At 69.5% G+C, this 22,913-nt stretch carries 25 protein-coding genes and 1 tRNA gene; 11 read left to right on the top strand and 15 right to left on the bottom strand.

Translation table 11 applies throughout. The features are described from left to right. Nucleotides 1-35 precede the first annotated feature (35 nt). Nucleotides 36-992, bottom strand: coding sequence for a helix-turn-helix transcriptional regulator (locus tag RS82_RS10495; RefSeq protein ID WP_084695565.1), 957 nt, complete (start codon nucleotides 990-992; stop codon nucleotides 36-38). Between the two features lie 73 nt (nucleotides 993-1,065). Further along, entirely contained in the window at nucleotides 1,066-1,788 is a 723-nt protein-coding gene (locus tag RS82_RS10500) for an SDR family NAD(P)-dependent oxidoreductase (RefSeq protein WP_045299104.1), read from the bottom strand. 134 nt (nucleotides 1,789-1,922) lie between these two features. On the opposite strand from RS82_RS10500, the gene RS82_RS10505 reads away from it, so the two are divergent. From RS82_RS10505 to RS82_RS10535, 7 genes are all read left to right on the top strand, one after another. Further along, complete coding sequence (locus RS82_RS10505; protein WP_045299106.1) at nucleotides 1,923-3,179, top strand: multidrug effflux MFS transporter; 1,257 nt, start codon at nucleotides 1,923-1,925, stop codon at nucleotides 3,177-3,179. A gap of 14 nt (nucleotides 3,180-3,193) precedes the next feature. Then, nucleotides 3,194-4,219 carry a zinc-dependent alcohol dehydrogenase family protein gene (locus RS82_RS10510; protein ID WP_045299108.1) on the top strand — a complete coding sequence of 342 codons (1,026 nt, stop codon included), beginning with the start codon at nucleotides 3,194-3,196 and terminating at the stop codon, nucleotides 4,217-4,219. 199 nt (nucleotides 4,220-4,418) lie between these two features. After that, entirely contained in the window at nucleotides 4,419-4,820 is a 402-nt protein-coding gene (locus RS82_RS10515) for a cyclophilin-like fold protein (RefSeq protein ID WP_245619580.1), read from the top strand. A 44-nt stretch (nucleotides 4,821-4,864) separates the two neighbouring features. Then, nucleotides 4,865-5,230 (top strand): cyclophilin-like fold protein, encoded by a 366-nt coding sequence (locus tag RS82_RS10520; RefSeq protein WP_157005511.1) that lies wholly within the window; start codon nucleotides 4,865-4,867, stop codon nucleotides 5,228-5,230. A gap of 97 nt (nucleotides 5,231-5,327) precedes the next feature. Then, nucleotides 5,328-6,215, top strand: coding sequence for an aldo/keto reductase (locus RS82_RS10525; protein WP_045299114.1), 888 nt, complete (start codon nucleotides 5,328-5,330; stop codon nucleotides 6,213-6,215). 1 nt (nucleotide 6,216) lies between these two features. Further along, nucleotides 6,217-7,092: a helix-turn-helix transcriptional regulator gene (locus RS82_RS10530; RefSeq protein WP_045299116.1), complete on the top strand. Its 876-nt coding sequence runs from the start codon at nucleotides 6,217-6,219 to the stop codon at nucleotides 7,090-7,092. After that, nucleotides 7,089-7,976 (top strand): aldo/keto reductase, encoded by an 888-nt coding sequence (locus tag RS82_RS10535; protein WP_045299119.1) that lies wholly within the window; start codon nucleotides 7,089-7,091, stop codon nucleotides 7,974-7,976. The genes RS82_RS10530 and RS82_RS10535 overlap by 4 nt, the downstream gene beginning before the upstream one ends. Nucleotides 7,977-8,197: 221 nt before the next feature. Here RS82_RS10535 and RS82_RS10540 read toward each other — a convergent pair. Next, nucleotides 8,198-8,271 (bottom strand) — tRNA-Pro (locus RS82_RS10540). A 131-nt stretch (nucleotides 8,272-8,402) separates the two neighbouring features. On the opposite strand from RS82_RS10540, the gene RS82_RS10545 reads away from it, so the two are divergent. Then, complete coding sequence (locus tag RS82_RS10545; RefSeq protein ID WP_045299122.1) at nucleotides 8,403-8,990, top strand: GNAT family N-acetyltransferase; 588 nt, start codon at nucleotides 8,403-8,405, stop codon at nucleotides 8,988-8,990. A 9-nt stretch (nucleotides 8,991-8,999) separates the two neighbouring features. Here the strand turns inward: RS82_RS10545 and RS82_RS10550 are convergent, their stop codons facing one another. Further along, nucleotides 9,000-10,178: a low temperature requirement protein A gene (locus RS82_RS10550; RefSeq protein ID WP_211255907.1), complete on the bottom strand. Its 1,179-nt coding sequence runs from the start codon at nucleotides 10,176-10,178 to the stop codon at nucleotides 9,000-9,002. A 37-nt stretch (nucleotides 10,179-10,215) separates the two neighbouring features. Here RS82_RS10550 and RS82_RS10555 point away from each other — a divergent pair, with 37 nt between their 5' ends. After that, a complete protein-coding gene (locus RS82_RS10555) occupies nucleotides 10,216-10,893 on the top strand; it encodes a lysoplasmalogenase (RefSeq protein WP_045299125.1) in 678 nt (225 codons plus the stop codon). Continuing rightward, nucleotides 10,890-11,267 carry an RNA-binding S4 domain-containing protein gene (locus tag RS82_RS10560; RefSeq protein ID WP_045299127.1) on the top strand — a complete coding sequence of 126 codons (378 nt, stop codon included), beginning with the start codon at nucleotides 10,890-10,892 and terminating at the stop codon, nucleotides 11,265-11,267. The genes RS82_RS10555 and RS82_RS10560 overlap by 4 nt, the downstream gene beginning before the upstream one ends. 257 nt (nucleotides 11,268-11,524) lie before the next feature. On the opposite strand, the gene RS82_RS10565 is transcribed toward RS82_RS10560, so the two are convergent. Then, a complete protein-coding gene (locus tag RS82_RS10565; RefSeq protein ID WP_045299129.1) occupies nucleotides 11,525-12,427 on the bottom strand; it encodes an NUDIX domain-containing protein in 903 nt (300 codons plus the stop codon). 83 nt (nucleotides 12,428-12,510) lie between these two features. Here RS82_RS10565 and RS82_RS10570 point away from each other — a divergent pair, with 83 nt between their 5' ends. Next, complete coding sequence (locus RS82_RS10570) at nucleotides 12,511-12,936, top strand: GNAT family N-acetyltransferase (RefSeq protein ID WP_045299131.1); 426 nt, start codon at nucleotides 12,511-12,513, stop codon at nucleotides 12,934-12,936. A gap of 43 nt (nucleotides 12,937-12,979) precedes the next feature. On the opposite strand, the gene der is transcribed toward RS82_RS10570, so the two are convergent. From der to RS82_RS10620, 10 genes are all read right to left on the bottom strand, one after another. After that, entirely contained in the window at nucleotides 12,980-14,518 is a 1,539-nt protein-coding gene (der, locus tag RS82_RS10575) for a ribosome biogenesis GTPase Der (RefSeq protein ID WP_045299133.1), read from the bottom strand. A 1-nt stretch (nucleotide 14,519) separates the two neighbouring features. After that, entirely contained in the window at nucleotides 14,520-15,248 is a 729-nt protein-coding gene (gene cmk, locus RS82_RS10580; protein ID WP_045299134.1) for a (d)CMP kinase, read from the bottom strand. Continuing rightward, nucleotides 15,241-16,347: a prephenate dehydrogenase gene (locus tag RS82_RS10585; RefSeq protein WP_045299136.1), complete on the bottom strand. Its 1,107-nt coding sequence runs from the start codon at nucleotides 16,345-16,347 to the stop codon at nucleotides 15,241-15,243. The genes cmk and RS82_RS10585 overlap by 8 nt, the downstream gene beginning before the upstream one ends. Continuing rightward, nucleotides 16,348-17,121: a pseudouridine synthase gene (locus tag RS82_RS10590; RefSeq protein ID WP_045299138.1), complete on the bottom strand. Its 774-nt coding sequence runs from the start codon at nucleotides 17,119-17,121 to the stop codon at nucleotides 16,348-16,350. Beyond that, nucleotides 17,118-17,762, bottom strand: a complete 645-nt coding sequence (gene scpB / locus RS82_RS10595) for an SMC-Scp complex subunit ScpB (RefSeq protein ID WP_045299140.1) — start codon at nucleotides 17,760-17,762, stop codon at nucleotides 17,118-17,120. The genes RS82_RS10590 and scpB overlap by 4 nt, the downstream gene beginning before the upstream one ends. Continuing rightward, nucleotides 17,752-18,591 (bottom strand): segregation and condensation protein A, encoded by an 840-nt coding sequence (locus tag RS82_RS10600; protein ID WP_045299142.1) that lies wholly within the window; start codon nucleotides 18,589-18,591, stop codon nucleotides 17,752-17,754. Before RS82_RS10600 ends, scpB begins: the two co-directional genes overlap by 11 nt. After that, nucleotides 18,575-19,459: a ParA family protein gene (locus RS82_RS10605; RefSeq protein WP_045299144.1), complete on the bottom strand. Its 885-nt coding sequence runs from the start codon at nucleotides 19,457-19,459 to the stop codon at nucleotides 18,575-18,577. Before RS82_RS10605 ends, RS82_RS10600 begins: the two co-directional genes overlap by 17 nt. Nucleotides 19,460-19,570: 111 nt before the next feature. After that, nucleotides 19,571-20,521, bottom strand: coding sequence for a site-specific tyrosine recombinase XerD (xerD, locus tag RS82_RS10610; RefSeq protein ID WP_045299146.1), 951 nt, complete (start codon nucleotides 20,519-20,521; stop codon nucleotides 19,571-19,573). Nucleotides 20,522-20,587: 66 nt separating this feature from the next. Beyond that, the gene (locus tag RS82_RS10615; protein ID WP_045299227.1) at nucleotides 20,588-21,172 is read right to left on the bottom strand and encodes an NUDIX domain-containing protein; all 585 of its coding nucleotides are present in this window, start codon (nucleotides 21,170-21,172) and stop codon (nucleotides 20,588-20,590) included. Nucleotides 21,173-21,176: 4 nt separating this feature from the next. Further along, nucleotides 21,177-22,874: a CTP synthase gene (locus RS82_RS10620; protein WP_045299149.1), complete on the bottom strand. Its 1,698-nt coding sequence runs from the start codon at nucleotides 22,872-22,874 to the stop codon at nucleotides 21,177-21,179. Between the last annotated feature and the right edge of the window lie 39 nt (nucleotides 22,875-22,913).

The following is a 22,913-nucleotide window of genomic DNA, read 5'->3' on the forward strand; positions in this document are numbered from 1 at the left end:
GTGCAGCGGGCAGCAGGCGACTTGATGCGGGGACGTCATTCCTTCCGACCCGGTCGGCCGGCCGGAGCTCGGCCCCCTCGTACCGCCGGCGAGCCGCCCTCGGCAGGGGAAGCGGTGTCCGTCTCGGACGCGATCCGGCTGTTGTCGGCATCCCAGGAGGCAAGGAGTCTCAGGCGCTCGGCGGAGGGCGAGCCCGGCTCGGCGGTGTAGATCAGGAGGACGTTGCCGGGTTCGGCCGTGATCGCGAGTTCCTCGTAAGCGAGGATCAATTCGCCGACCATCGGATGCTGGAAGCGTTTCGTGCCGGCCCCGTGGGTGCGGACGTTGTGTGCCGCCCACAGTGTGCGGAAGGTGTCGCTGCGCAGAGAGAGCTCTCCGACGAGGTCTTGCAGACCCTTGTCATGCGGGTCGCGGCCGGCTTCCGCGCGCATGACCGCGACGCACATCTCCGCGAACTTGTCCCAGTCGGGGTAGAAGTCTCGCGCGGCCGGGTCCAGGAACTGGAACCGGGCCAGGTTGGGCGTGCGCCCGCCGTCGCCGATGACCGGAGAGTAGAACGCCCGGCCCAGATCGTTGAAGGCGAGGAGGTCGTGGTGCTGGTCGCGGACGAACGCGACAGCGTCGGTGATCGAGGCCAGTGCCCACTGCAGACTGTGTCGCGCCGCGGTCGGCTTGCTCGCGCGACGGCGGGGGCGACCGCTGGTGGGGATGCCGTCTGCGGCGCGGGCGAGGTCCAGAAGGTGGGCTCGCTCGGTGTCATCCAGCTGCAAGGCACGCGAGACGGCGTCCAGGACGGATGCGGATGCCCCGGCGACTGCCCCCCGCTCGAGCTTGGAGTAGTACTCCACGCTCACTCCCGCGAGGCTGGCGACCTCGCTGCGCCGCAGACCGGCGACGCGCCGATTGGGACCGACCGTGAGACCGACGGCGTCAGGGGTGACCCGTGCGCGACGTGTCATGAGGAACTCGCGCACCTCTGCTCGGTTGTCCATGGCATTCAGGCTAGAGCGGTCCCGGGTCGCCGAGGGAGTCTCTGTCATGGCACCCTTCAGCGTCGTCGGTCTGTCAGAGCCGATCATGCAACGGGATTCCGGTGTGCGACTCGAGCGCTGCCAAGAGCCGAGCCTGGAAGTCCTCGTCCGCGGCCGAGGGATCGGGTTCTTGTACGCGCTTGTGGTACCAGTAGCCCCCCGTGACGGGCGTGACGTCGGGGTGGGTCGCGAGCCATAACTGGGTCTGGTGTCCCGCTGTCAGGTCGTCCGGTGCGTGCGCCCCACCCATCCGGGTCGGCACCCATCCGGGGTCCACGGCGTGGCTGGTCGTGGTCGGCCACCGGTGCGCGAGGGCGAGTGCGAGGGCGGTCACCCATAGTTTGCTGTCGCCGTAGGAGGCTGCGCCGGTCTCCAGCCCCTGGAGATTCGTCGACCCGCCGCGGTGCATGGAACTGCTGAGGTAGATCAGCCGGGCAGGTTTGTCCATCAGCGCCGTGAGAGCGTACGGAGCGATCGTGTTCACCTTGACGGCGTCCGAGTGGTGGAGCGCTCCGGCGTTGTGGACGACCGTGTCGAACCGGCCGAAGTGCGCCGCCTGATGCGCGACGTCTCGCACCTGATCCAGGTCAGCGAGATCGCCATAGAGGATGCCGTTCCAGGCCGCCGCTGCAGGTTCCGGCGGGCGACGAGACGAATCGCGCGCGTGGACGACGACGGCGTGCCCGCGGGCGGCGAGATCGATCGCGGTGTTGAGGCCGAGGCCGGCCGACGAGCCGGTGACCAGGATGAGCGCCACGTGGTTCTCCTTCGCGTCGGTCGGGCTTCTCGCCCGTCTCACGGTAATCGGCCGTCCGGGGACGAAGGGTGCCCTCTCGGTACACCCCTCATCAGAGACTCCCCCTCGTCGGCGGGCGCGGTCAGGCTTGACACATGCCCGAACAGTCGCTCACCGCCCCGCCCGCAGTCCGCCGCGCACTGCCGACCCTGCTGTTGCTCCTCACGGTATTCGGTCCGATCTCGATGGACCTGTACCTGCCCGCACTCCCTGCACTGACGGCGGCGCTGGGTGCGGTCACCTCGGTCGCTCAGCTGACGGTCACCGCGTGCCTGATCGGCCTCGCTGCCGGGCAGCTGATCACCGGGCCGCTGTCCGACCGGTTCGGACGGCGAGGGATCCTGCTGATCGGCATCGTGGCGTACATCGTCACGTCCGCGCTCTGCGCGATCAGTCCCACTGTGGAGCTGCTGATCGCCGCCCGGTTCGTGCAGGGTCTCGCCGGAGGTGTGGGGATCGTCATCGCCCAAGCCGCCGGTCGTGACATCTACACGGGCGGGGCGTTGATCCGCTTCTACGGGCGACTGACGGTCGTCGGCGGGTTCGCGGCGATCATCGGGCCGCTCCTGGGCGGCATGCTCAACTCCTTCACCGATTGGCGCGGGCTGTTCGTCTTCCTCTCCCTGATCGGTGCCGGCATCCTCGTCGTCACCTTGCTGGTGTTCCGCGAGACCCTTCCGGCCGCGGACCGCACGCGCGGAGGGTTCGGGCAGACGATCCGCGACTATCGGACTCTCCTGTCGGATCGCGTGTTCCTCGGAGCAGTGCTGAATCAGGGGTTCTTGTACGCGGCGCTGTTCGCCTACCTGGCCGGGTCGACGTTCGTGCTGCAGGACATCTACGGCCTGTCCCCGCTCGGCTACGCGCTGGCCTTCGGACTGAACTCGGCCGGATTCATGACGTTCGGATACCTCGCCGGCCGTGCCGCCGAGAGGTGGAGCGTCCCCGGCACCCTCGCCACCGGCATCCTGGTCGCCGGATTCGGCGCCCTCGGTCTGCTCGCCGCCGGCATCATCGCCATGCCGCTGTGGGTCGTGATCGTGTCGCTGTTCCTCCTTGCCGCCGGCGTCGCCATCTCTTCACCCCCCGCCACCGCGCTCGCACTCGTGGAGTACCCCCACATGGCCGGGACCGCATCCTCCCTTCTCGGCATGGTCCGCTTCGGTTTCGGTGGTGTCGCCGCGCCCTTGGTCGGCGTCGCCGGAGCCCTCAGCATCCTTCCCCTCGGCCTCGTCACCACCGTCTCGGTCCTCCTCGCCGGCGTCGCGTTCTTCCTGCTCGCCCGTTCGAAAAGAACAGTGCCGGATGCCGCCGCCTCGAGTCGGCCCACACTCATCAGTTCGACCAACTAAGGAGAAACATCACCATGCGTCAGGTCGCCATGTACGCCCCAGGCGACGTCCGGGTCGAAGACCGCGACAACCCCGTCATCCTCGAGCCCACCGATGCGATCATCCGCCTGTCGGCATCGTGCATCTGCGGATCCGACCTCTGGCCCTACCGCGGCGCCGAGCCACTGGCCGTGACGCCGCAGCCGATGGGCCACGAGTACGTCGGCGTCGTCACCGCGATCGGCGCGGACGTCCAGAACGTCAAGGTCGGCGACTTCGTCGTCGGGTCCTTCGTCGCCTCCGACAACACCTGCGAGATCTGCCGGGCCGGCTACCAGTCCCGCTGCGTGCACAACGTGATGATGGGCGCGATCGGCACCCAGTCCGAGTACGCCCGCATCCCGCTGGCCGACGGCACCCTCGTCGCCACCCCTGGGCAGCCCGACCCTGATCTGATCCCGTCGCTGCTCGCGGCGTCCGACGTGCTCGGCACCGGCTGGTTCGCCGCCGTCGCCGCCGAAGCCGGCCCGGGCAAGACCGTCGCCGTCGTCGGCGACGGCGCCGTCGGACTCCTCGGCATCCTCGCCGCACGCGAGCTCGGCGCCGAGCGGATCATCGCGATGTCCCGCCACGCCGACCGACAGGCCCTCGCGCGCGAGTTCGGCGCGACCGACATCGTCGAAGAACGCGGCGACGCCGGTGTCGCGAAGATCAAGGAGCTCACCCACGGACTCGGCGCCCACAGCGTGATCGAGGCCGTCGGCACCCAGGAATCCATGGACCAGGCGATCCGCGCCACCCGCCCCGGCGGCCACATCGGCTACGTCGGCGTCTCCCACGACGTCTCACTCGACGGGCTCGAGCTCTTCTTCTCCGGCGTCCACCTGCACGGCGGACCTGCCCCGGTCCGCCGGTTCCTGCCCGAGCTGATCCAGCTGATCTGGGACCGCAAGATCAACCCCGGCGTCGTCTTCGACCTCACTCTCCCCCTCGAGGACGCCGCCGCCGGCTACACCGCGATGAACGAGCGCCGCGCCACCAAAGTGCTGCTCACCCTCTGACCCGACTCCTCCGGCGGGAGGCCCGACGACGTCCGGCTGGACAGAACGAAGAAGCCACATGAAACTGCGAAGGGCCCTCCCCGCCTGGGCCGCGGCGATTATGGTCGCCGTCCTGACAGGGTGCGGGGCGAGCACGGCGGCACCACCGGCGCCCACGACGTCCAGTGCATCGGCGACGCCGACGCAGAAGGCGACTCCCGTGCCGACGAAGACCGAATCCGCGGCCGTCGATCAGGTCGTGGGCACAATCGTCCGATTCACCTCCGACCGAACCACAGTGGACGTCACGATCGGTGGAGACAATCCCACCGTGCGTGACTTCCTCTCTCTGCTACCGGCAGAGGTCGCGGTCGAAGAGTTCAACGGCCGCGAGAAGATCGCCTACTTCAGCAGAGAGCTGACCACGCAGGGATCCCCCGGATCGGATCCGGAGGACGGCGACCTGATCTACTACGCCCCGTGGGGGAACATCGGGTTCTACTACAACGCCGACGGCATCGACTACTCCGACGCCACCATCCACATCGGCACGTACTCCGCCACCGTCGACCAGCTCGCCCTCCTCGAAGGCCAGGTCACGATCGAGATCGCCAACGAATGACCCGCTGCATCAGACCCCTCGCCGTCGCCGCCCGGAGACCTGACATGACCTCACGCCATACCGCTATCGACATCGAGCTTCCCGGTATGCACCTGACCGGGTCAGTGGATCACACACCGATCGCGTCATCGCTTCTCGCGCTGCTGCCGCTGACGCTGCAGTTCACCGATTTCGGAGCGCAGGAGAAGATCGGCAGGCTGCCCGCCGCCCTGAGGATCAGCGGCGCGCCACGCAGCAGCAATGCTCCCGCGGCGACGATCGCCTACTACCAACCCGCACAATCCCTCGTGCTCTACTACGAGGATGTCGGCACATTCCCCGGAATCATGCCCGTCGGCTGGTTGGACGAGGTCACAGGGCTGCGCGAGATCACGTCGGATTTCACCGCGACGATTCGTCGCGCGACCTGAGCTCTGAGGCGGGGTGGTCCACCAGACCACTGTTCGACTCGCCCTTCCCCGACAACGCGCCGATGGCTTGACTCGAGAAGAAAGTGAGAGGACTGGCATGAGCGACAAGACGATCATCCTGAACAACGCTGTCGAGATCCCCGCCTTGGGGCTGGGTGTACTGCTGAGCGACGGCGAAGAGGCGACGTCGGCGGTGACCACCGCGCTGCAGGCCGGTTACCGGTTGATCGACACAGCGGCGGCGTACTTCAACGAACGTGAAGTCGGGCAGGGTATCCGTGACTCCGGGGTCGATCGCGGCGACGTCTTCCTCACGACGAAACTGTGGATGACTGACTACGGGTTCGACAGCGCTCTGCGCGCGTTCGACATCAGCACCGCCAAGCTCGGCGTCGACTACCTCGACCTCTACCTGCTGCACTGGCCGTGGCCGGCGAACTGGAACGACACCATCGCCGCATACAAGGCGGCCGAACGCCTCCTCACGGACGGGCGTGTCCGCGCGATCGGAGTGGCCAACTTCAAGACGGAGCACCTGAAAGCGCTTCTGACAGAGACGGACGTGATGCCCACCGTGAACCAGATCGAGCTGCACCCAAACTTCCAGCAGCCCGACCAGGTCGCCCTGCACCGAGAACTCGGCATCCTGACCCAAGCGTGGTCGCCGATCGGCGGCGTCTACGGGTGGGCAGGCGACCAGGGCGCGGTGCCGCCGTTGCAGAACAAGGTGATCCAGGGCATCGCTGCTGCGCACGGCCGGAGCCCCGCCCAGGTGATCCTCCGCTGGCATCTGCAGGAGGGGCGCAGCGCCATCCCCAAGTCGGTGAACCCCCAGCGGATCGCGGAGAACTTCGCCGTCTTGGACTTCGAGCTGACAGCCGACGACCTGGAGGCGATCGCAGCGCTCGATACCGGCACGCGCGGCGCCATCGACCCCGACGACGCCACCCCCGACGTCATCGAGCTCACGATCGACGCTGCCTGACTTGTCCACTCCCGACGAGATCCGCAGCTTCCTCACCTCGCGGCGTGCCAGGATCACCCCCGAGCGGGCCGGCGTGCCCGTCTTCGGCGGCGCCCGGAGGGTCCCGGGCCTTCGACGGGAGGAAGTGGCCCACCTGGCGGGAGTCAGCACGGACTACTACGCGAAGCTGGAGCGCGGACGCACCCGCGGCGCATCCCGCGAAGTGCTCGACGCGATCGCGCGCGCACTGCAGCTGGATGACATCGAGCGGGAGCACCTGTTGAATCTGGTGGACGTCACCGCGGCGCCCCACCGACGAAAGCCACGACCGAAGACCCCGGCGGCCGCAACCCCCGGGACCCAGGCCGTGCTCGATGCGATCACCGTGCCGGCGATCGTGCAGAACGCCCGGCTGGACGTCGTGGCCGCCAATGCGCTCGGGGCAGCACTGTACCCCCTGCCGCCGAAGGGCGCTGCGCTGTTCAACGCGGCGGCCTTCCAGTTCCTCGATCGGCGGGCTCGGGACTTCTACATCGACTTCGCCCGCGCCAAGAGGAATGCCGTCGCGCTGCTGCACCAAGCGGCCGGGAGGGACCCCTTCGACGACGCGCTCATCCGCCTCATCGGCCAGCTGTCCACGCAGAGCGACGAGTTCCGGTCACTGTGGGCTTCGCACGACGTCATCAGATACCAGCGTGGAACGAAGCGGTACCGGCATCCGGCCGTGGGAGACCTCGAATTCGGATACGAATCCTTCGACCTCACCACCGAACCAGGGCTAACCATGCTCGTCTACACGGTCGAGCCCCATTCGCCCACCGCCGAGCGAATGGCGGTTCTGGCCTCGTGGGCGAAGACCCCCTTGGACTCGCCACCACACCGAGCGGAAACCTCGTGAACGACACCATCACCCTGAACAACGGCGTGCGCATCCCCTCGATCGGCTTCGGAGTCTTCCAGAGCTCACCGGAAGAGACAGCGGTCGCCGTCGAGACCGCGCTGAAGGCCGGCTATCGGCACATCGACACCGCGGCCGGGTACGGCAACGAACGAGAAGTCGGCGACGGCATCCGCCGGTCAGATATCGACCCCGCCGAGGTGTTCGTCGAGACCAAGGTCTGGGTCAGCGACTACGGCTACGACCAGACGCTGCACGCGTTCGAGAAGAGCGCGACCAAGCTCGGGATCTCGCAGATCGACCTCCTGATCCTGCACCAGCCCATGCCGCAGCACTTCGAACGAACCGTGGGAGCCTACCGAGCCCTCGAGCGACTCCTGGATGACGGGCACGTGCGGTCCATCGGGGTCAGCAATTTCATGCCCCACCACCTCGCGGCCCTGCGCGAACAGACGACCGTCGTACCGGCAGTCAACCAGGTCGAGCTGCACCCCTACTTCACTCAGCCTGACGTCCAGCGCGCGAACGCAGAGAGCGGCATCCTCACTCAAGCGTGGTCGCCGATCGGAGGAATCACGTTCTACCCCGGCTGGGGTGAGAATCGTGCCAGCGTTCTCGAGGACGGCACCATCCGTCGCATCGCCGAGACGCACGGAAAGACCCCCGCACAGGTCATGCTCAGATGGCACCTGCAGCAGGGACGCTCGGCAATACCCAAATCGACCGATCCGGGACGAATCGCGCAGAACATCGACGTGTTCGACTTCCAGCTCGACACCGACGAACTCACCGAGATCGATGCGCTCGATCGTGGAATCCGCGGCGGACCCGATCCCGACGGAGTCGATCCCTCCACCTGGGACGTCGAAATCCCCGAGCCCTGATACGCGAACGAGGAGCTCGCCGGCGACGCCCTGGGACCGGTTCACGACCAGGTGGTGATCGCTACGAGACTCGGATGGCGCATCACGCAGAACAAGGCCAGAAGCCGCGTGAACTCGTCGACGTCGTCGGCGCTCATTCGGCGCTCTCCCGGGAGGACGCTCCACAGACGACAGATCCCCGGTAAGACTTTCGCAGTCTCACCGGGGATTTTTCTGAACTGTCGGGATGACAGGATTTGAACCTGCGACCCCCTGACCCCCAGTCAGGTGCGCTACCAAGCTGCGCCACATCCCGTTGACCGCGCTTGCGCGTGGACAACTCCCCCATCCTACCCGCTCCGCGGAGGCCTCGCGAACCGAGGAACGCCCGGGCGTGGCATCCGTCGATCGCTTGCCCGTGTCGGTGGGGCGCACTAGCGTCGCGACATGGCGCACATCACCATCGAACCGGCCACCGCAGATCGCTTCGACGACGCGCAGCACGCGCTCAGCGGCGGAGGCGACGGGCACGGCTGCCAGTGCCAATGGTGGATGATCACGAACGCCGAGTGGCAGAAGACGTCGCGAGATGAGCGCGAGGGTCTGCTGCGCGACGAGATCAACGCCGGTCCCCCTCCCGCCCTCATCGCATACGTCGACGGCGAAGCGGCCGGCTGGGTGCGGATCGGGCCGCGCACGAAGCAGGTGCGGATCGGCCGCACGCGCAACTTCACGGATGGGTCGCAGGAGCCCTGGGACGACGAATCGGTATGGTCGGTGAGTTGTTTCGTCGTGCGCAAGAACCACCGCAACCAGGGACTCAACGCGAAACTGCTCGACGCGGCGATCGATTACGCACGCACGAGCGGCGCCCGCGTGATCGAGGCGTACCCGCTCGACCCCGGCGCCGGGAAGAAGATCCCTGCCAACGACCTGTTCCACGGCGTGCTGTCGACGTTCGAAGAGGCCGGGTTCCGCGAGGTCGCGCGCCCGAAGCCGCACCTCGCGATCGTCTCGCTCGACCTCGCGGGGTGAGCCCGAGCCTCAGTGCACCGGGGTCGCCTCCCGACGCACCCGATCGACCTCGAGCACGACGACGACGCCCACCAGGAGCGCAGCGGCGACGACGTACTCCCCCGACGGCAGCAGGCCGGCCAGCGCGATCAGCACCGCGCCGGCGAGCACGGCGGCCGACGCCCACCGCGACAGCGACGCGCGCAGCAGCACGACCCACGACCCCGCCACCACGATCGCGATGGGCAGGGTCAGTGCGAGGCCGGCGATCGCGTGCGGAATCTCGGTGTGGCCGGTGATCTCGTCGATCTCGACCTCCACACCGGCCGACACGGCGCCGACGGCCGCGAAGATCACGTAGTGCAGGTAGCCGAAGCGGAAGGCGGACTTCCTGCCTTCGAGCCGATGCTGCTGCTCGCGCGAGAAGTAGACCCACCAGATCCCGGCGGTGACGACGATGCCCGAGATCGCGAGCGTCACGAGCTCCGGGACGTGCTCGCCCTCGCCGAGCGCGTCGATGATGGCGTTCGCCGAGGCGAGGAGGCTCTCGCCGAGGAGCAGCAGGGTGAATAGCCCGTACCGCTCGGCGATGTGGTGCGGGTGCCACGCGGTGCGCCCTGGTGCCTCGCCCCACACCGGCACCAGCAGTTCGAGCACGACGAGCACGAAGAACGTCCAGAACTGCGCCACATCGTCCAGCAGGTAGATGCGCGCGACCCAGAGCACCTGCACCACCGCCACACCGAGGGCCATGCGCAGCGCGGTGCTGCGAGATTCGGGATCGGATGCTGCGGCCCGCAGCCACTGCGCCACCATGGCCAACCGCATGATGACGTAGCCCCATGTCACCACGAGGAAGTCGAACTCCACCATCGCGTCGTGCACGCCCGCCGCGAGCACGAGCACCCCGCCCATCTGGACGATCGTGAGGACACGGTAGAGCCAGTCGTCGGTGTCGAAGGCCGACGCGAACCATGTGAAGTTCATCCACGCCCACCAGATCGCGAAGAACACCATGAGGTAGGCGAGCACGCCCTGGCCCACGTGGTCCTCGCTGATGAGGTGGTGCAGATTCTGCGACGCCTGCGACACCGCGACGACGAAGACGAGGTCGAACAGCAGCTCCAGCGGTGTCGACACGCGGTGCGCCGCACCGGTATCGCGTGCGGACATCCGGACGAGGCCCATCCGAGCCAGCACATCGGTCATGCGACGATTATGGTTGCCCTGCGTATCGAGGAGGATCATGCGTCGGCTCTGGATCGGGTTCGTGCCGTACATCGCGGTGGCGATCGTGCACATCGCGGCGCTCGCGGCCGGCTCCGACGTCCTGGCCGCCCCCACGAAGCTCGCGCTGATGCCGCTGCTCGGCCTCGCGGTCGTGTGGGGCGCGTGGGGGTCTCCATGGACGCCTGCCCACACCCTGCTCGTGGTCGCGATCGTGCTGTCGTGGCTCGGCGACGGCGCCGGCACGTTCGTCCCGTGGCTGCCGACGGTGCCGATGATGCTGCTGTTCTTCGGCCTCGCGCACCTCTGCTACATCTGGCTGTTCTGGCGGAAGCTCGCCGTGCGCCGCGTGCCGCTCTGGGCCACCGTCTACGCCGTGTGGTGGGTGGTGCTCCTCGCCGTGCTGTGGCCGCATCTCGGCGGTCTCGCCTTCGCCGTGGCGATCTACGGTCTCGTGCTCGGCGGCACAGCGGTGGCAGCATCCCGTTGTCATCCGCTGGTGGTGTGGGGCGGAGTGTTCTTCCTGACGTCCGACTCGGTGCTCGCCTTCCGGCTGTTCACGCCCGACGCGATGCCCGACTGGACGAGCCCGCTGGTCATGCTCACCTACTGCCTCGGCCAGGGGCTCATCGCGGCGGGCGTGCTCGTGAGCGTGCGCGTGCGGCGCGCGGCGCCGACACCGGCGGTGATCTCGTGACGGATGCCTCGGCCAGGGCCGTGCGCGTGGATGCCTGGCTGTGGGCGATCCGGGTCTACAAGACACGCTCGGCGGCGACCACCGCGTGCCGCGCCGGGCATGTACGGGTCAACGGCGAGCGCGCGAAGGCCGCACAGCCGGTGCGCCCCGGCGACGAGTTGCGCGTTCGGGTGAACGGGTTCGACCGCATCCTGGTGGTCAAGCAGCCGATCTCGAAGCGTGTCGGCGCGGCGCCGGCGGCAGAGGCGGTCGATGATCGCACTCCCCCGCGAGATCCCACTCCGGTCATGGCACAGCGCGACCGAGGCGCCGGCCGCCCGACGAAGCGCGAGCGGCGCGAGATCGATCGTCTGCGCGGGCGCGACGCCGAGTGAGCGCCGCGGGTGCGGGGCGCAGATCATCGACCGCCCTGCGCCGTATCGCCGCAGGCCGCTGCGCCACGCAGAGCACGCGCATGATGCCGCACGAGACGACGTAGAACGTGTGCAGCGCCCAGATCGGGCCCGGCGGGAGACTGAACCGGCTTGCCGAAGACGTTGGCGAGGTGTCGTGCGGCAGTCTTCTCGCTCAGCCAAAGCCTGGCGCCGATCCCGCCGGCCCCGCAAGGAGGCCTCCGGTCGTCCGGCGGGTCTCAGTTCTCCAGGAGGTCGAGCAGCCAGCGCGCACAGCGGACGGCGGCTCCGGCATCCGTCACCCGCGCGGCGAGGCCGCGGTCGCTCGTGACCACCGTCACCACACGGTCTGCGGCGACGGCCCGCTGAGCCGCGGAGACGATGGCGTCGTCACCGGATGCGTCGGCCCTGACCACCTCGACGCCAGGGGCACCCTCGACCCCGCGCGCCTGCCCCTCGACGACCGCAGTCCACTCCGGGTACCAGGTCTGCTCGGGCAGCTCCAGCGCGGACGCCTGCACACCGTGCACGGCGAGCCCGGCGATACGCGCGATGAGGCGGGAAGCTGCGCCGGGGCGGTCGCGCCACCAGCCGTCGGGCACCGAGCCCATGACGTTCGCGATGTCGACGATCACCGCCGGCCGCACGCTGAGGAGGCCGCGCAGCTTCTCCCACGAGGCCGCGAAGCCGGGGTGCAGCGCGTACTCGATGACCTCGTCGACGGGCACCCAGGCGAGCTCGCGACTCTCAGGGTCGCTGATGGTGGGCTCGAACGGCACCACCACGTCGCCCACGACAGTGGTGTAGCTCCAGTAGCCGAGGTCGAAGACGCTGAGCACGCGGGGTTGCACCGCGGCATCGGGCACACCGGCCTCCTCGGCTGCCTCGCGCAGCGCGCCATCGCAGGCGGACTCGCCCCGGTGGCGGGCGCCGCCGGGCAGTGCCCAGGTGTCGCCGAAGTGGCTCCAAGAGACGCGGTGCTGCAGCAGCACACCCCGCTCGGCGTCGACCGCGAGCAGGCCGGCCGCGCCGAATCGGCCCCAGTACCGCTCCCCCGTCGGCGCCACGACCCACGCGTCCCCGGGGTCGCGGGGTCCGTGCGGACGGCGCGGCTCACCGGGGGCGGGAGGCTCGATCGTCACCCTGCCAGCCTGTCACACGAGCGGGCCGCGAACGCCGGATCGGCCTCGTCGCCGTCACCTGGAGACTCGCCACAATGGGGTGCATGGATTACGAACTCGACGACGACCCGACCCGCGTCCCGCGAGACGCGGTGTGGGCGTGGCTCTCGACGGAGGCGTACTGGGGAGGCTGGCGCACGCGCGAGCAGGTCGAGACGCAGCTCGACAACGCCTGGCGGCTGGTCGCCGCCTACCACCGCCCGACCGGCGAGCTGGTCGGCTTCGCCCGAGCCGTCTCGGACGGCGTCGGTTTCGCCTACCTCGCCGATGTCTTCGTCACCGGCGCGCACCGCGGGCACGGACTCGGCAAGCGCCTCATCCGCCTCATGATCGACGACGGCCCGGGCGCCGACATGCGCTGGACGCTGTTCACCGGCGATGCGCACGGCCTGTACCGGCAGTTCGGCTTCGCCGCGCCCGACGCGACCGCGATGGTGCGCCCGGCTCTGTACCGGCACGACCGGAGCTGACGGATGCCTCGGGCCGAGGCATCCGTCATTCAGAGAGCTCGCGTCAGCGCTGGCGACGCTCGCGCACACGCATGTTGATCACGATCGGCGAGCCCTCGAAGCCGTACAGCTCGCGGAGGCGGCGCTGGATGAAGCGGCGGTAGCCCGGGTCGAGGAAGCCGGTCGTGAACAGCACGAAGGTCGGCGGGCGGGTCGAGGCCTGCGTGCCGAACAGGATGCGCGGCTGCTTTCCGCCGCGCAGCGGGTGCGGGTGCTCGGCGATGAGCTCGGTGAGGAACGCGTTGAACTTGCCCGTCGGGATGCGCTGATCCCACGACTCGAGAGCGGTCTCGAGCGCCGGCACCAGCTTGTCGAGGTGACGGCCGGTGCGCGCCGAGATGTTGACCCGGGGCGCCCACGCGACGTGAGCGAGGTCCTGCTCGATCTCGCGCTCGAGGTAGCGGCGGCGGTCCTGGCCGTCCATGTCGTCGTCGTTGAGGCGGTCCCATTTGTTGTAGGCGATGACGAGCGCACGACCCGACTCGAGGACGAGGTCGATGATGTTGAGGTCCTGCACGCTGATCGGCTGGGTCACGTCGATCACGACGATCGCGACCTCGGCCTTCTCGAGCGCCGCCGACGTGCGCAGCGAGGCGTAGAAGTCGGCGCCCTGCTGCAGGTGCACGCGGCGACGGATGCCGGCGGTGTCGACGAAGCGCCACAGCTTGCCGCCGAGCTCGACGACCTCGTCGACCGGGTCACGGGTGGTGCCGGCGAGCTCGTTGACGACGACGCGCTCCTCGCCCGCGGCCTTGTTCAGCAGCGACGACTTGCCGACGTTCGGTCGGCCCAGGATCGCGACGCGACGCGGTCCGCCGACCTCGGCCTTGGCCACCGCCGACACGTCGGGCATGACCTTCACGACCTCGTCGAGGAGGTCGGCGACGCCACGGCCGTGGATGGCCGAGACCGGCCACGGCTGGTCGAGTCCGAGGTTCCACAGCGCCGCGGCCTCGGGCTCCTGGCGGGCGTCGTCGATCTTGTTCGCGACGAGGAAGACGGGCTTGTTGGCCTTGCGCAGCAGGCGCACGACGTGCTCGTCGGTCGCGGTGGCGCCGACCATCGCGTCGACGACGAACAGCACGACGTCCGACAGGTCGATCGCGACCTCGGCCTGCGCGGCGACCGAGCGGTCGATGCCACGGGCGTCGGGCTCCCACCCGCCGGTGTCGACGAGCGTGAAACGGCGGTCCATCCACTCGGCCTTGTACGTGACGCGGTCGCGCGTGACACCCGGGGTGTCCTCGACGACGGCCTCGCGACGACCGAGGATGCGGTTCACCAGCGCGGACTTGCCGACGTTCGGGCGACCCACGATCGCGACGACCGGAAGCGCCGGCAGGAACTCGATGCCGTCCTCGCCGCGGACGATGCCCGCGAGCAGCGCCGCGTCCTCGTCGTCGAGGTCGTAGTCGTCGAGGCCGACGCGCAGGGCGACGGCGCGCTGCTCGGCGAGCTCGTCGTCGAGGTCCGCGAGGTTCTCGGCGAGGTTGTCGTCGCCGGCCTCGAACTCGTCGAAGTCGGCATTGTGGTCGGCGGCCATCTCAGGCTCCTGTCTGCAGTGGGTCGACCGTCGGCGCGCTCAGCGCGGCCTGGATCACGCCGAGCACGGCGTCCACGGTCTGGTCGAAATCGAGAGGGGTCGAGTCGACGACCTCGACGCCGGGCGCGGCGGTGAGGAAGTCGACGACGGCCGAGTCGGAGGCGTCGCGCTGGTGGAGTGCGGCGGCGACGGTGGCGGCATCCTGCGTCGTGAGTTCCGCGCTGCGGCGCGCGGCGCGGATCTCGGGCGCGGCCGTCAGGAGGATGCGCACCGGGGCGTCGGGGGCCACGACCGTCGTGATGTCGCGACCCTCGACGACGACGCCCGGACGCCCGGAGCGGGCCACGAGCGCGCGGAACAGCGCGTTCACCGACTCCCGCACGGCGGGCACGCGCGCGACGCCGCTGACGGCGTCCGCCACGCGAGGCTCGCGGATCGCGTCGGTCACGTCGCTCGCCCCGACCCGCACCCAGTAGGCGTCGGGATCGAGCGAGATCGCATAGTCGAAGTCACCCGAGACGTCGAGAACGGATGCCGCGTCCGACGTATCGATGCCGCGCTCGAGCGCGTGCCACGCCAGGGCGCGATAGGCCGCTCCGGTGTCGAGGTAGCCGTAGCCGAGACGTCGGGCGACCTGCTTGGAGACGCTGGATTTGCCGCTGCCGGCGGGTCCGTCGATCGCGACGACGACCGGATCGGGGCCTGGCTTGGTGATCGCGGGGTCAGTCATTGGTGGTGCTCGCTATCTTCCAGCCGCGCGATTCGAGACCGTCGATCGCCCGGCGCACGGCGCTCGGGACGACGCTGATCTCGGCGAGGCCGAACTGGGCGCCGGGCGAATGCTCCAGGCGCAGGTCTTCCACGTTCACGTCGAGGTCGCCGAGCTCGCCGAAAAGGCGTCCGAGCTGGCCGGGGGTGTCGTCGACCATCACGACGACCTGCTCGAAGCGGCGGTTCTGGCCGTGCTTGCCGGGCAGGCGCTCGACGCCGTCGTTCCCGCGACGGATCGTGTCGGCGACGGCACGGCGCGCACCCGGGGCATCGGGCTCGCGCAGGGCGTCCGCGACGGCGGTGAGGTCGGCCGCGATCAGGTCGAGCACGTCGACGACGGGCGCCGCGTTCGCGCCCAGGATCTGCACCCAGAGCTCGGGAGCGGATGCCGCGATGCGGGTCGTGTCGCGCACGCCTTGGCCCGCGAGCCGCAGCGACCCGTCGGGCGCGTCGACGAAGCGTCCGGCGAGCAGGCTGGCGACCAGCTGGGGCACGTGCGAGACGAGCGCGACGCCGCGGTCGTGGTCCTCGGGCGTCATCTCGATAGGCGTCGCGCCGAGGTCGAGCGCGAGGCCTTCGACCAGGGCCAGATCGGCCGACGGCGTCTCCTCGTCGCGGCAGACCACCCACGGCCGCCCGACGAAGATGTCGGCTCGGGCGGAGATCGCTCCCCCGCGCTCGCGTCCGGCGAGCGGGTGCGAGCCGATGTAGTGGGTGAGGTCCACTCCCCGCTCGCGCAGCGTGCGCAGCGGCTCGAGCTTGACGCTCGCGACGTCCGTCACCACGGCCTGCGGGTGGCGTTCCAGTTCCCGCTGGATGACATCGGCCGTGACATCGGGTGGCACCGCGACGACGACGAGCGACGGCGCGTCGTCATCGGCCGCGCGGCGGCCGGCGCCGTAGTCGATCGCGAGACGCAGCTGCGAGGGTGACGTGTCGTCCAGAGCGACGTCGATCCCGCGCGCGCTGAGCGCGTGGCCGATGCTCGCGCCGAGCAGGCCGGCGCCGACGATGCGAACGGTGCCCTGCACGCGCGGAGCAAGGGAGGTCGCTGTCACTTAATCCTCCTGTTGACCTGCGGCTTGGCGCGAAAGAGTCAGCAGAGCGCCCCGCTCCACTTTAGTCAACTCCCGGGTGCGCCCGGCTGGCAGCGTTCCCAGGTGGAGCGGCCCGAACTGCCGGCGCACGAGTTCGACGACCGGATGCCCCACCTCGGCCATCATGCGGCGCACGATGCGGTTGCGCCCCGAGTGGAGCGTGAGCTCGACGAGCGAGCCACCGCCCTCGGCCGAGGACGACAGCAGCCGCGCCTTGTCGGCGGAGATCGGGCCGTCCTCCAGGTCGACGCCGCGCAGGAGCCGCTGGATGGTCTGCGGCGTCACGCGGCCGTCGACCTTGGCGATGTAGACCTTGGTGACGCCGAACGACGGGTGCGCGAGCACGTGTGCGAGCTCACCGTCGTTCGTGAGCACGAGCAGACCGCTGGTCTCGGCATCCAATCGCCCCACGTTGTACAGGCGCTCGTCCCAGTCCTTCGTGAAGCGGCGGAGATCCGGGCGGCCGCGGTCGTCCTTCATCGAGCTCACGACGCCCGTGGGCTTGTTGAGCATGACGTACCGTTTGGACTGGTCGAACTGGACGGCCGTGCCGTCGACGTCGACCAGGTCGGTCTCGGGGTCGACGCGTGAGCCGAGCTCGGTGACCACCGCGCCGTTCACGCGGACGCGCCCCTCGACGATCAGCTGCTCGGCCACGCGACGCGACGCGACCCCCGCGTTCGCGAGGGCCTTCTGCAGGCGCACGCCCTCGGTCGATTCCGATCCGTCGGTCATCGACGCACTCCTTCGTCCAGGTTGTCGCCGACCTCGTCTGCGCCGTCCAGCAGCGGCGAGATGTGCGGCAGTTCGTCCAGCGAGTTGATGCCGAGATGCACGAGCAGGGCATCGGTGGTGCCGTAGTTGATCGCGCCGGTCTCGGCATCCGCGAAGAGCTCGGTGATGAGCCCGCGCGCGAGCAGCGTGCGCACGACCGAGTCGACGTTCACGGCACGGATGGAGGCGACCTGGCTGCGGGTCACCGGCTGCTTGTAGGCGATGACCGCGAGGGTCTCCAACGCCGCCTGCGAAAGGCGCGACGGCGCCTGCCCTCCGACGTACTCGCTGACGAGATCGTCGAGCTCCTCCCGCACGTAGAGACGCCAGCCGCCGCCGACCTCGCGCAGCTCGAAGCCGCGCACCGGCCCGCCGGACTTGCCGTCGTAGTCGTCGACGAGGGTCTCGATCGCCTGGCGCACTGCCGGCACCGGTGCGCCGACGGCGGCCGCCAGGCTCACGAGGCTCTGCGGCTCTTCGACGATCAGCAGGATCGCCTCCAGCCTGCGTGCCACATCGGTCGCGGTCACGACGGGTGCGTCGCCCCGGGCTGCTGAGCTCTCACTCCCGGTCGTCGAGCCTGTCGAAGCATCATCGGTCATAGTCGGCTCCCAGGGTGGCGAGGTTCTCGTCGCTCCAGCGCTGCGCGCTCCAGCGCAGAGTCAGCTCGCCGAGCGGCTCGAGCTGTTCGAAGGACAATGCGGCGTGGCGGTACAGCTCCAGCACCGAGAGGAAGCGGGCGACCACCACGCCCGGCTGGCCGACGCCCGCGATGAGCTCGCGGAACGTCAGCGATCCGGCGTCCCGCAGCAGGGTCACGACGATGGCGGCCTGCTCGCGGATGCTCACCAGCGGCGCGTGCAGGTGGTCGAACCCGATGCGCGGGATCTCCTTCGGCGTCATCGCCAGCAGCGCGGGCGCGGCGAAGTCGTCGGCGCTCAGCGACCACACGAGCTCCGGAGCGGCGTTGCGGTACTTCTCGTCCAGGCGCACGGAGCGCGTGTGGCGGACGGCCTCACGACGCAGGCACCGCTCGAACCAGGACGACACCTCCTTGAACGCGCGGTACTGGAGCAGTCGCGCGAACAGCAGATCGCGCGCCTCGAGGAGCGCGACCGACTCGGCGTCGACGAGCTCGCCCTGCGGCAGCAGCCCCGCGACCTTCATGTCGAGCAGGGTCGCGGCGACGACGAGGAACTCGGATGCCTCGTCCAGCTCTTCGCCCGGCCCCAGCTCACGGAGGTACGCGATGAAGTCGTTGGTCACGAGCGACAGCGACACCTCGGTGATGTCGAGTTCGTGCTTGGAGATCAGGGTGAGCAGGAGGTCGAACGGTCCGTCGAAGTTGGTGAGCGCGACCCGGAACCCCTCCCCGGCCGCGGGGCCCGCCCCGGTCGCTGCGCCTGTCGAAGCGTCAGGCGACGGCGCCACGGGCGACCAGCTCCCGCGCCAGCCGCAGGTAGGCCTGCGCGGCGGCGTGCTCCGGCGCGAACTCGGTGATCGGCATGCCCGAGACGGAGGCATCCGGGAACTTGACGGTGCGGCCGATCACGGTCTCGAGGACGTCGTCGCCGAAGGCGTCGACCACGCGCTCGAGCACCTCACGCGAGTGGAGCGTGCGCGCATCGTACATCGTGGCGAGCACGCCGTCGAGCGTGATGGTGGGGTTGAGGCGGTCGCGCACCTTGTCGATCGTCTCGATGAGCATCGCGACGCCGCGAAGGGCGAAGAACTCGCACTCGAGCGGGATGACGACACCGTGGCTCGCAGTGAGGGCGTTGACCGTCAGGAGGCCGAGCGACGGCTGGCAGTCGATGAGGATCACGTCGTAGTCGCCCGTGAGCTTGCGCAGCGCCCTCGAAAGGGTCTGCTCGCGAGCGACCTCGTTGACGAGATGCACCTCAGCCGCCGAGAGGTCGATGTTCGCGGGGATCACGTCGAGGTTGTCGACGCGCGTGTGCACGATGACCTCGTGCGGGTCGCGCTTGCCGTCGAGCAGCAGGTCGTAGATCGTCGGGATGTCGTGGGTCTGGATGCCGAGACCCGCCGACAGCGCGCCCTGCGGGTCGAAGTCCACCGCGAGCACCTTGCGGCCGTAGCCGGCGAGGGCTGCAGCCAGGTTGATGGTGGTCGTCGTCTTGCCGACGCCGCCCTTCTGGTTGCACAGCGCGATGATGCGGGCGGGGCCGTGACCGTCGAGCTTCGGCGGGGTGGGGAAGCCCTGATAGGGACGACCGGTGGGTCCGATCGGAGTGTCCCCCGTGGCGGCCTTCGTCGCCGCCTGTGCCTTGCCCGCCACCAATGCTCCCGCCTACGTGCTTCGTGTCCACCGATTCTAGTCACGCCCCGCCCCGGAACGCCTGCGGCGCGGCGGGCCGGACCGCGGATTCGCCGAGCCGGCGCAGCGGCGTCAGCGTGCCCGCGGATGCGATGTCGCGTACACGTCGCGGAGCGCGTCGACCGACACGTAGGTGTAGATCTGGGTCGTCGCGACGGAGGCGTGCCCCAGCAGCTCCTGGACGACGCGGACGTCGGCGCCGCCCTGCAGGAGGTGGGTCGCGAACGAGTGCCGCAGGGTGTGGGGCGACACACGCGCGGTGAGGTGGGCGCGCTCGGCCGCCGACTGGATGATCAGCCAGGCGCTCTGCCGCGACAGCGGCGCCCCCCGCGCGCCGAGGAAGAGCTTCGGGGTCGCTCTCCCGCGATGCGAGAGCTCGGGCCGCGCGCGGGTCAGGTAGGCGTCGACAGCCGCGCGAGCGTATGAGCCGACCGGCACGATGCGCTCCTTCGATCCCTTTCCCCGCACGCGGAGCACGTCGCCGTGCGCCGCGTCGTCGACGTCGAGCTGTACGATCTCCGACACGCGCGCACCGGTGGCGTACAGCAGCTCGAGCAGGGCGCGGTCGCGCATGCCGAGCAGATCGCCGGCCGCCGCTCCCCCGTTGCCGGACGCGTCGGCCTCGGTCGCCGGCGCGGGGCCCGCGGCATCCAACAGGCTCTCCACCTGGTCGATCGTGAGCGCCTTGGGCAGCCGACGCGGCTGTTTCGGCGGGCGCAGGTTGGACGACGGGTCGGCCGGCTCGATGCCCTCGCGGGCGAGGAAGCGGTGCAGCCCCCGCACCGAGGACTGCAGCCGCGCCAGCGACGATGCGGCCATCGGCGGCTGGGCGGCCGCGCGGTCGGCGATGAAGCTCGCCAGCGTCACCGCGGTGACCGCGGCGGTGTCGTCGATGTGCTGATCGCGCAACCAGTCCGCGTAGCCGGCGAGGTCGCGCCGGTACGCCGCGACGGTGTTCTCGGACAGGCCGCGCTCGATCGCGACGTGGCGCAGGTACGAGTCCATCGCTCGAGCGATCTGCATGTCAGGCGCCTCCTGTCACGAGGGTCTCACGTCCAGCCGGCTCGTCGGCGAACTCCGGAAGGTTTGTCAGGCTCCCCTGGGGTCGGCCTGGCGGAGGCGCTCGGCGGCAGCGAGCAGGCCCACCGCGAGGAAGCCGTTGCGCAGCCGCCCCGCGAGGATCCCCGCGACAGCGTCGGCGAGCGGCAGCCACTCGAGGCGGATGTCGGCCTCCTCGTCCTCGCGGGCGTGCACCTCGGTCGCGGGGGTGAGGCCCCGCGCGAGGAACAGGTGGACGATCTCGTCATTCCCGCCGGGAGTGGTGAAGATGCTCACGAGCGGCTCCCACGACGCGGCGACGAGGTCGACCTCCTCGGCGAGCTCGCGTCGGGCGGTCTCGAGCGGCGTCTCGCCGGACACGTCGAGCAGGCCGGCCGGGATCTCCCAGTCGCGGTGGCGGATCGGGTGCCGGTACTGCTGGATCAGCAGCACCCGCCCCTCGTCGTCCACCGCTACGACGGCGGCCGCACCGGGGTGATCGACGTACTGGCGCACGATCTGCCCGTCGCCGTACGCCACGGTGTCGCTGCGAACGTCCCACACCCGGCCCTCGTAGACCAGGTCGCTGTCGAGGATGGTGGCGTCGACGGGCTCGTCGGCGAGGAGTTCTGCCATCACGTCAGTCGTTCTCGACCTCGAACAGCTCGCTCGAGCGGTGCCGCTCGAGCGCCGCGCCGACGAGACCGCGGAACAGCGGGTTGGCGTCCGTCGGACGCGAGCGCAGCTCGGGGTGCGCCTGCGTCGCGATGTAGTACGGGTGCACGTCGCGCGGCAGCTCGACGTACTCGACCAGATTCAGGTCGGGGTTGATGCCTGAGAAGACCAGACCGGCGTCCGCGATCTGGTCGCGGTAGCGGTTGTTCACCTCGTAACGGTGGCGGTGGCGCTCCGACGCGCGCTGCGCGCCGTACACCTCGGCCGCGATCGAGCCCTCCGCGAGGTCGGCCGGGTACAGGCCGAGACGCATCGTGCCGCCCAGGTCGCCGTGGTCGAGGATGTCGACCTGCTCCTCCATGGTCGCGATGACGGGATGCTGCGTGTCGGGGTCGAACTCGCTCGACGAGGCATCCTCGATCCCGGCGACGTGACGGGCGTACTCGATGACGATGCACTGCAGACCGAGGCAGATGCCGAGCGTCGGGATGCCCTGCTCGCGCGCGAACTTGAGCGCACCGATCTTGCCCTCGATACCGCGGATGCCGAAGCCGCCGGGGATCACGATGCCGTCGAGCGGACCGAGCGCCTTGGCGGCGCCCTCGGGCGTCTCGCACTCGTCCGAGGGGATCCAGCGGATGTTGACGTGGGTCTCCTGCGCGAACCCACCCGCCTTCAGGGCCTCGGTTACCGAGAGGTAGGCGTCCGGCAGGTCGATGTACTTGCCGACCAGGCCGACCGTGACCTCGTGCTTCGGGTTGTGCACGGCGTTCAGCACGCGCTGCCAGCGCGACCAGTCGACGTCGGCGGCCTTGGACAGGCCGAGCGCGCGGACGATGTACTCGTCGAGGCCCTGCTCGTTGAGCATCGAGGGGATGTCGTAGATGCTCGGCACGTCGACCGCGTTCACGACGGCCCCCTCGTCGACGTCGCACATGAGCGCGATCTTGCGCTTGTTCGACTCGGTGACGGGGCGGTCGCTGCGCAGCACCAGCGCATCGGGCTGGATGCCGATCGAGCGGAGCGCGGCGACGGAGTGCTGCGTCGGCTTGGTCTTCTGCTCCCCCGACGCGCCCATGAAGGGTACGAGCGAGACGTGCACGAAGAAGACGTTGTTGCGGCCGAGCTCGTGACGGATCTGACGCGCCGACTCGATGAACGGCTGCGACTCGATGTCGCCGACCGTGCCGCCGATCTCGGTGATGATCACGTCGGGCTTGGGCGTCTCGTCGGCCTGGAGGCGCATGCGGCGCTTGATCTCGTCGGTGATGTGCGGGATCACCTGCACGGTGTCGCCGAGGTACTCGCCGCGGCGCTCCTTCGCGATGACCTGCGAGTAGATCTGGCCCGTCGTGACGTTGGCGGCCTGGCTCAGCTCGATGTCAAGGAAGCGCTCGTAGTGGCCGATGTCGAGGTCGGTCTCGGCGCCGTCGTCGGTCACGAAGACCTCGCCGTGCTGGAACGGGTTCATCGTGCCCGGATCGACGTTCAGATACGGGTCGAGCTTCTGCATCACGACACGCAGTCCGCGGGCGGTGAGGAGATTTCCGAGGCTGGCCGCGGTGAGACCCTTGCCCAACGAGGAAACGACACCACCGGTCACGAAGATGTGCTTGGTGGTGTCGTTCGAAGTGTCGCCGCGGAAAGAATCAGAAGTCTGCATCACGGGCTTTTATCCTATCAGGCAGTGTGTCGGTGAGCT

This window comes from Microbacterium trichothecenolyticum, assembly GCF_000956465.1.
Taxonomy (GTDB): Bacteria; Actinomycetota; Actinomycetes; order Actinomycetales; family Microbacteriaceae; genus Microbacterium; species Microbacterium trichothecenolyticum.

Excerpts from the sequence above, each read along its gene's own strand:
- RS82_RS10495 (WP_084695565.1), bottom strand. The coding sequence starts at position 992 with ATGGACAACCGAGCAGAGGTGCGCGAGTTCCTCATGACACGTCGCGCA.
- RS82_RS10505 (WP_045299106.1), top strand. The coding sequence starts at position 1,923 with ATGCCCGAACAGTCGCTCACCGCCCCGCCCGCAGTCCGCCGCGCACTG.
- RS82_RS10510 (WP_045299108.1), top strand. The coding sequence starts at position 3,194 with ATGCGTCAGGTCGCCATGTACGCCCCAGGCGACGTCCGGGTCGAAGAC.
- RS82_RS10520 (WP_157005511.1), top strand. The coding sequence starts at position 4,865 with ATGACCTCACGCCATACCGCTATCGACATCGAGCTTCCCGGTATGCAC.
- RS82_RS10525 (WP_045299114.1), top strand. The coding sequence starts at position 5,328 with ATGAGCGACAAGACGATCATCCTGAACAACGCTGTCGAGATCCCCGCC.
- RS82_RS10545 (WP_045299122.1), top strand. The coding sequence starts at position 8,403 with ATGGCGCACATCACCATCGAACCGGCCACCGCAGATCGCTTCGACGAC.
- RS82_RS10550 (WP_211255907.1), bottom strand. The coding sequence starts at position 10,178 with ATGACCGATGTGCTGGCTCGGATGGGCCTCGTCCGGATGTCCGCACGC.
- RS82_RS10555 (WP_045299125.1), top strand. The coding sequence starts at position 10,216 with ATGCGTCGGCTCTGGATCGGGTTCGTGCCGTACATCGCGGTGGCGATC.
- RS82_RS10570 (WP_045299131.1), top strand. The coding sequence starts at position 12,511 with ATGGATTACGAACTCGACGACGACCCGACCCGCGTCCCGCGAGACGCG.
- der (WP_045299133.1), bottom strand. The coding sequence starts at position 14,518 with ATGGCCGCCGACCACAATGCCGACTTCGACGAGTTCGAGGCCGGCGAC.
- cmk (WP_045299134.1), bottom strand. The coding sequence starts at position 15,248 with ATGACTGACCCCGCGATCACCAAGCCAGGCCCCGATCCGGTCGTCGTC.
- RS82_RS10590 (WP_045299138.1), bottom strand. The coding sequence starts at position 17,121 with ATGACCGACGGATCGGAATCGACCGAGGGCGTGCGCCTGCAGAAGGCC.
- scpB (WP_045299140.1), bottom strand. The coding sequence starts at position 17,762 with ATGACCGATGATGCTTCGACAGGCTCGACGACCGGGAGTGAGAGCTCA.
- xerD (WP_045299146.1), bottom strand. The coding sequence starts at position 20,521 with ATGCAGATCGCTCGAGCGATGGACTCGTACCTGCGCCACGTCGCGATC.
- RS82_RS10615 (WP_045299227.1), bottom strand. The coding sequence starts at position 21,172 with ATGGCAGAACTCCTCGCCGACGAGCCCGTCGACGCCACCATCCTCGAC.
- RS82_RS10620 (WP_045299149.1), bottom strand. The coding sequence starts at position 22,874 with ATGCAGACTTCTGATTCTTTCCGCGGCGACACTTCGAACGACACCACC.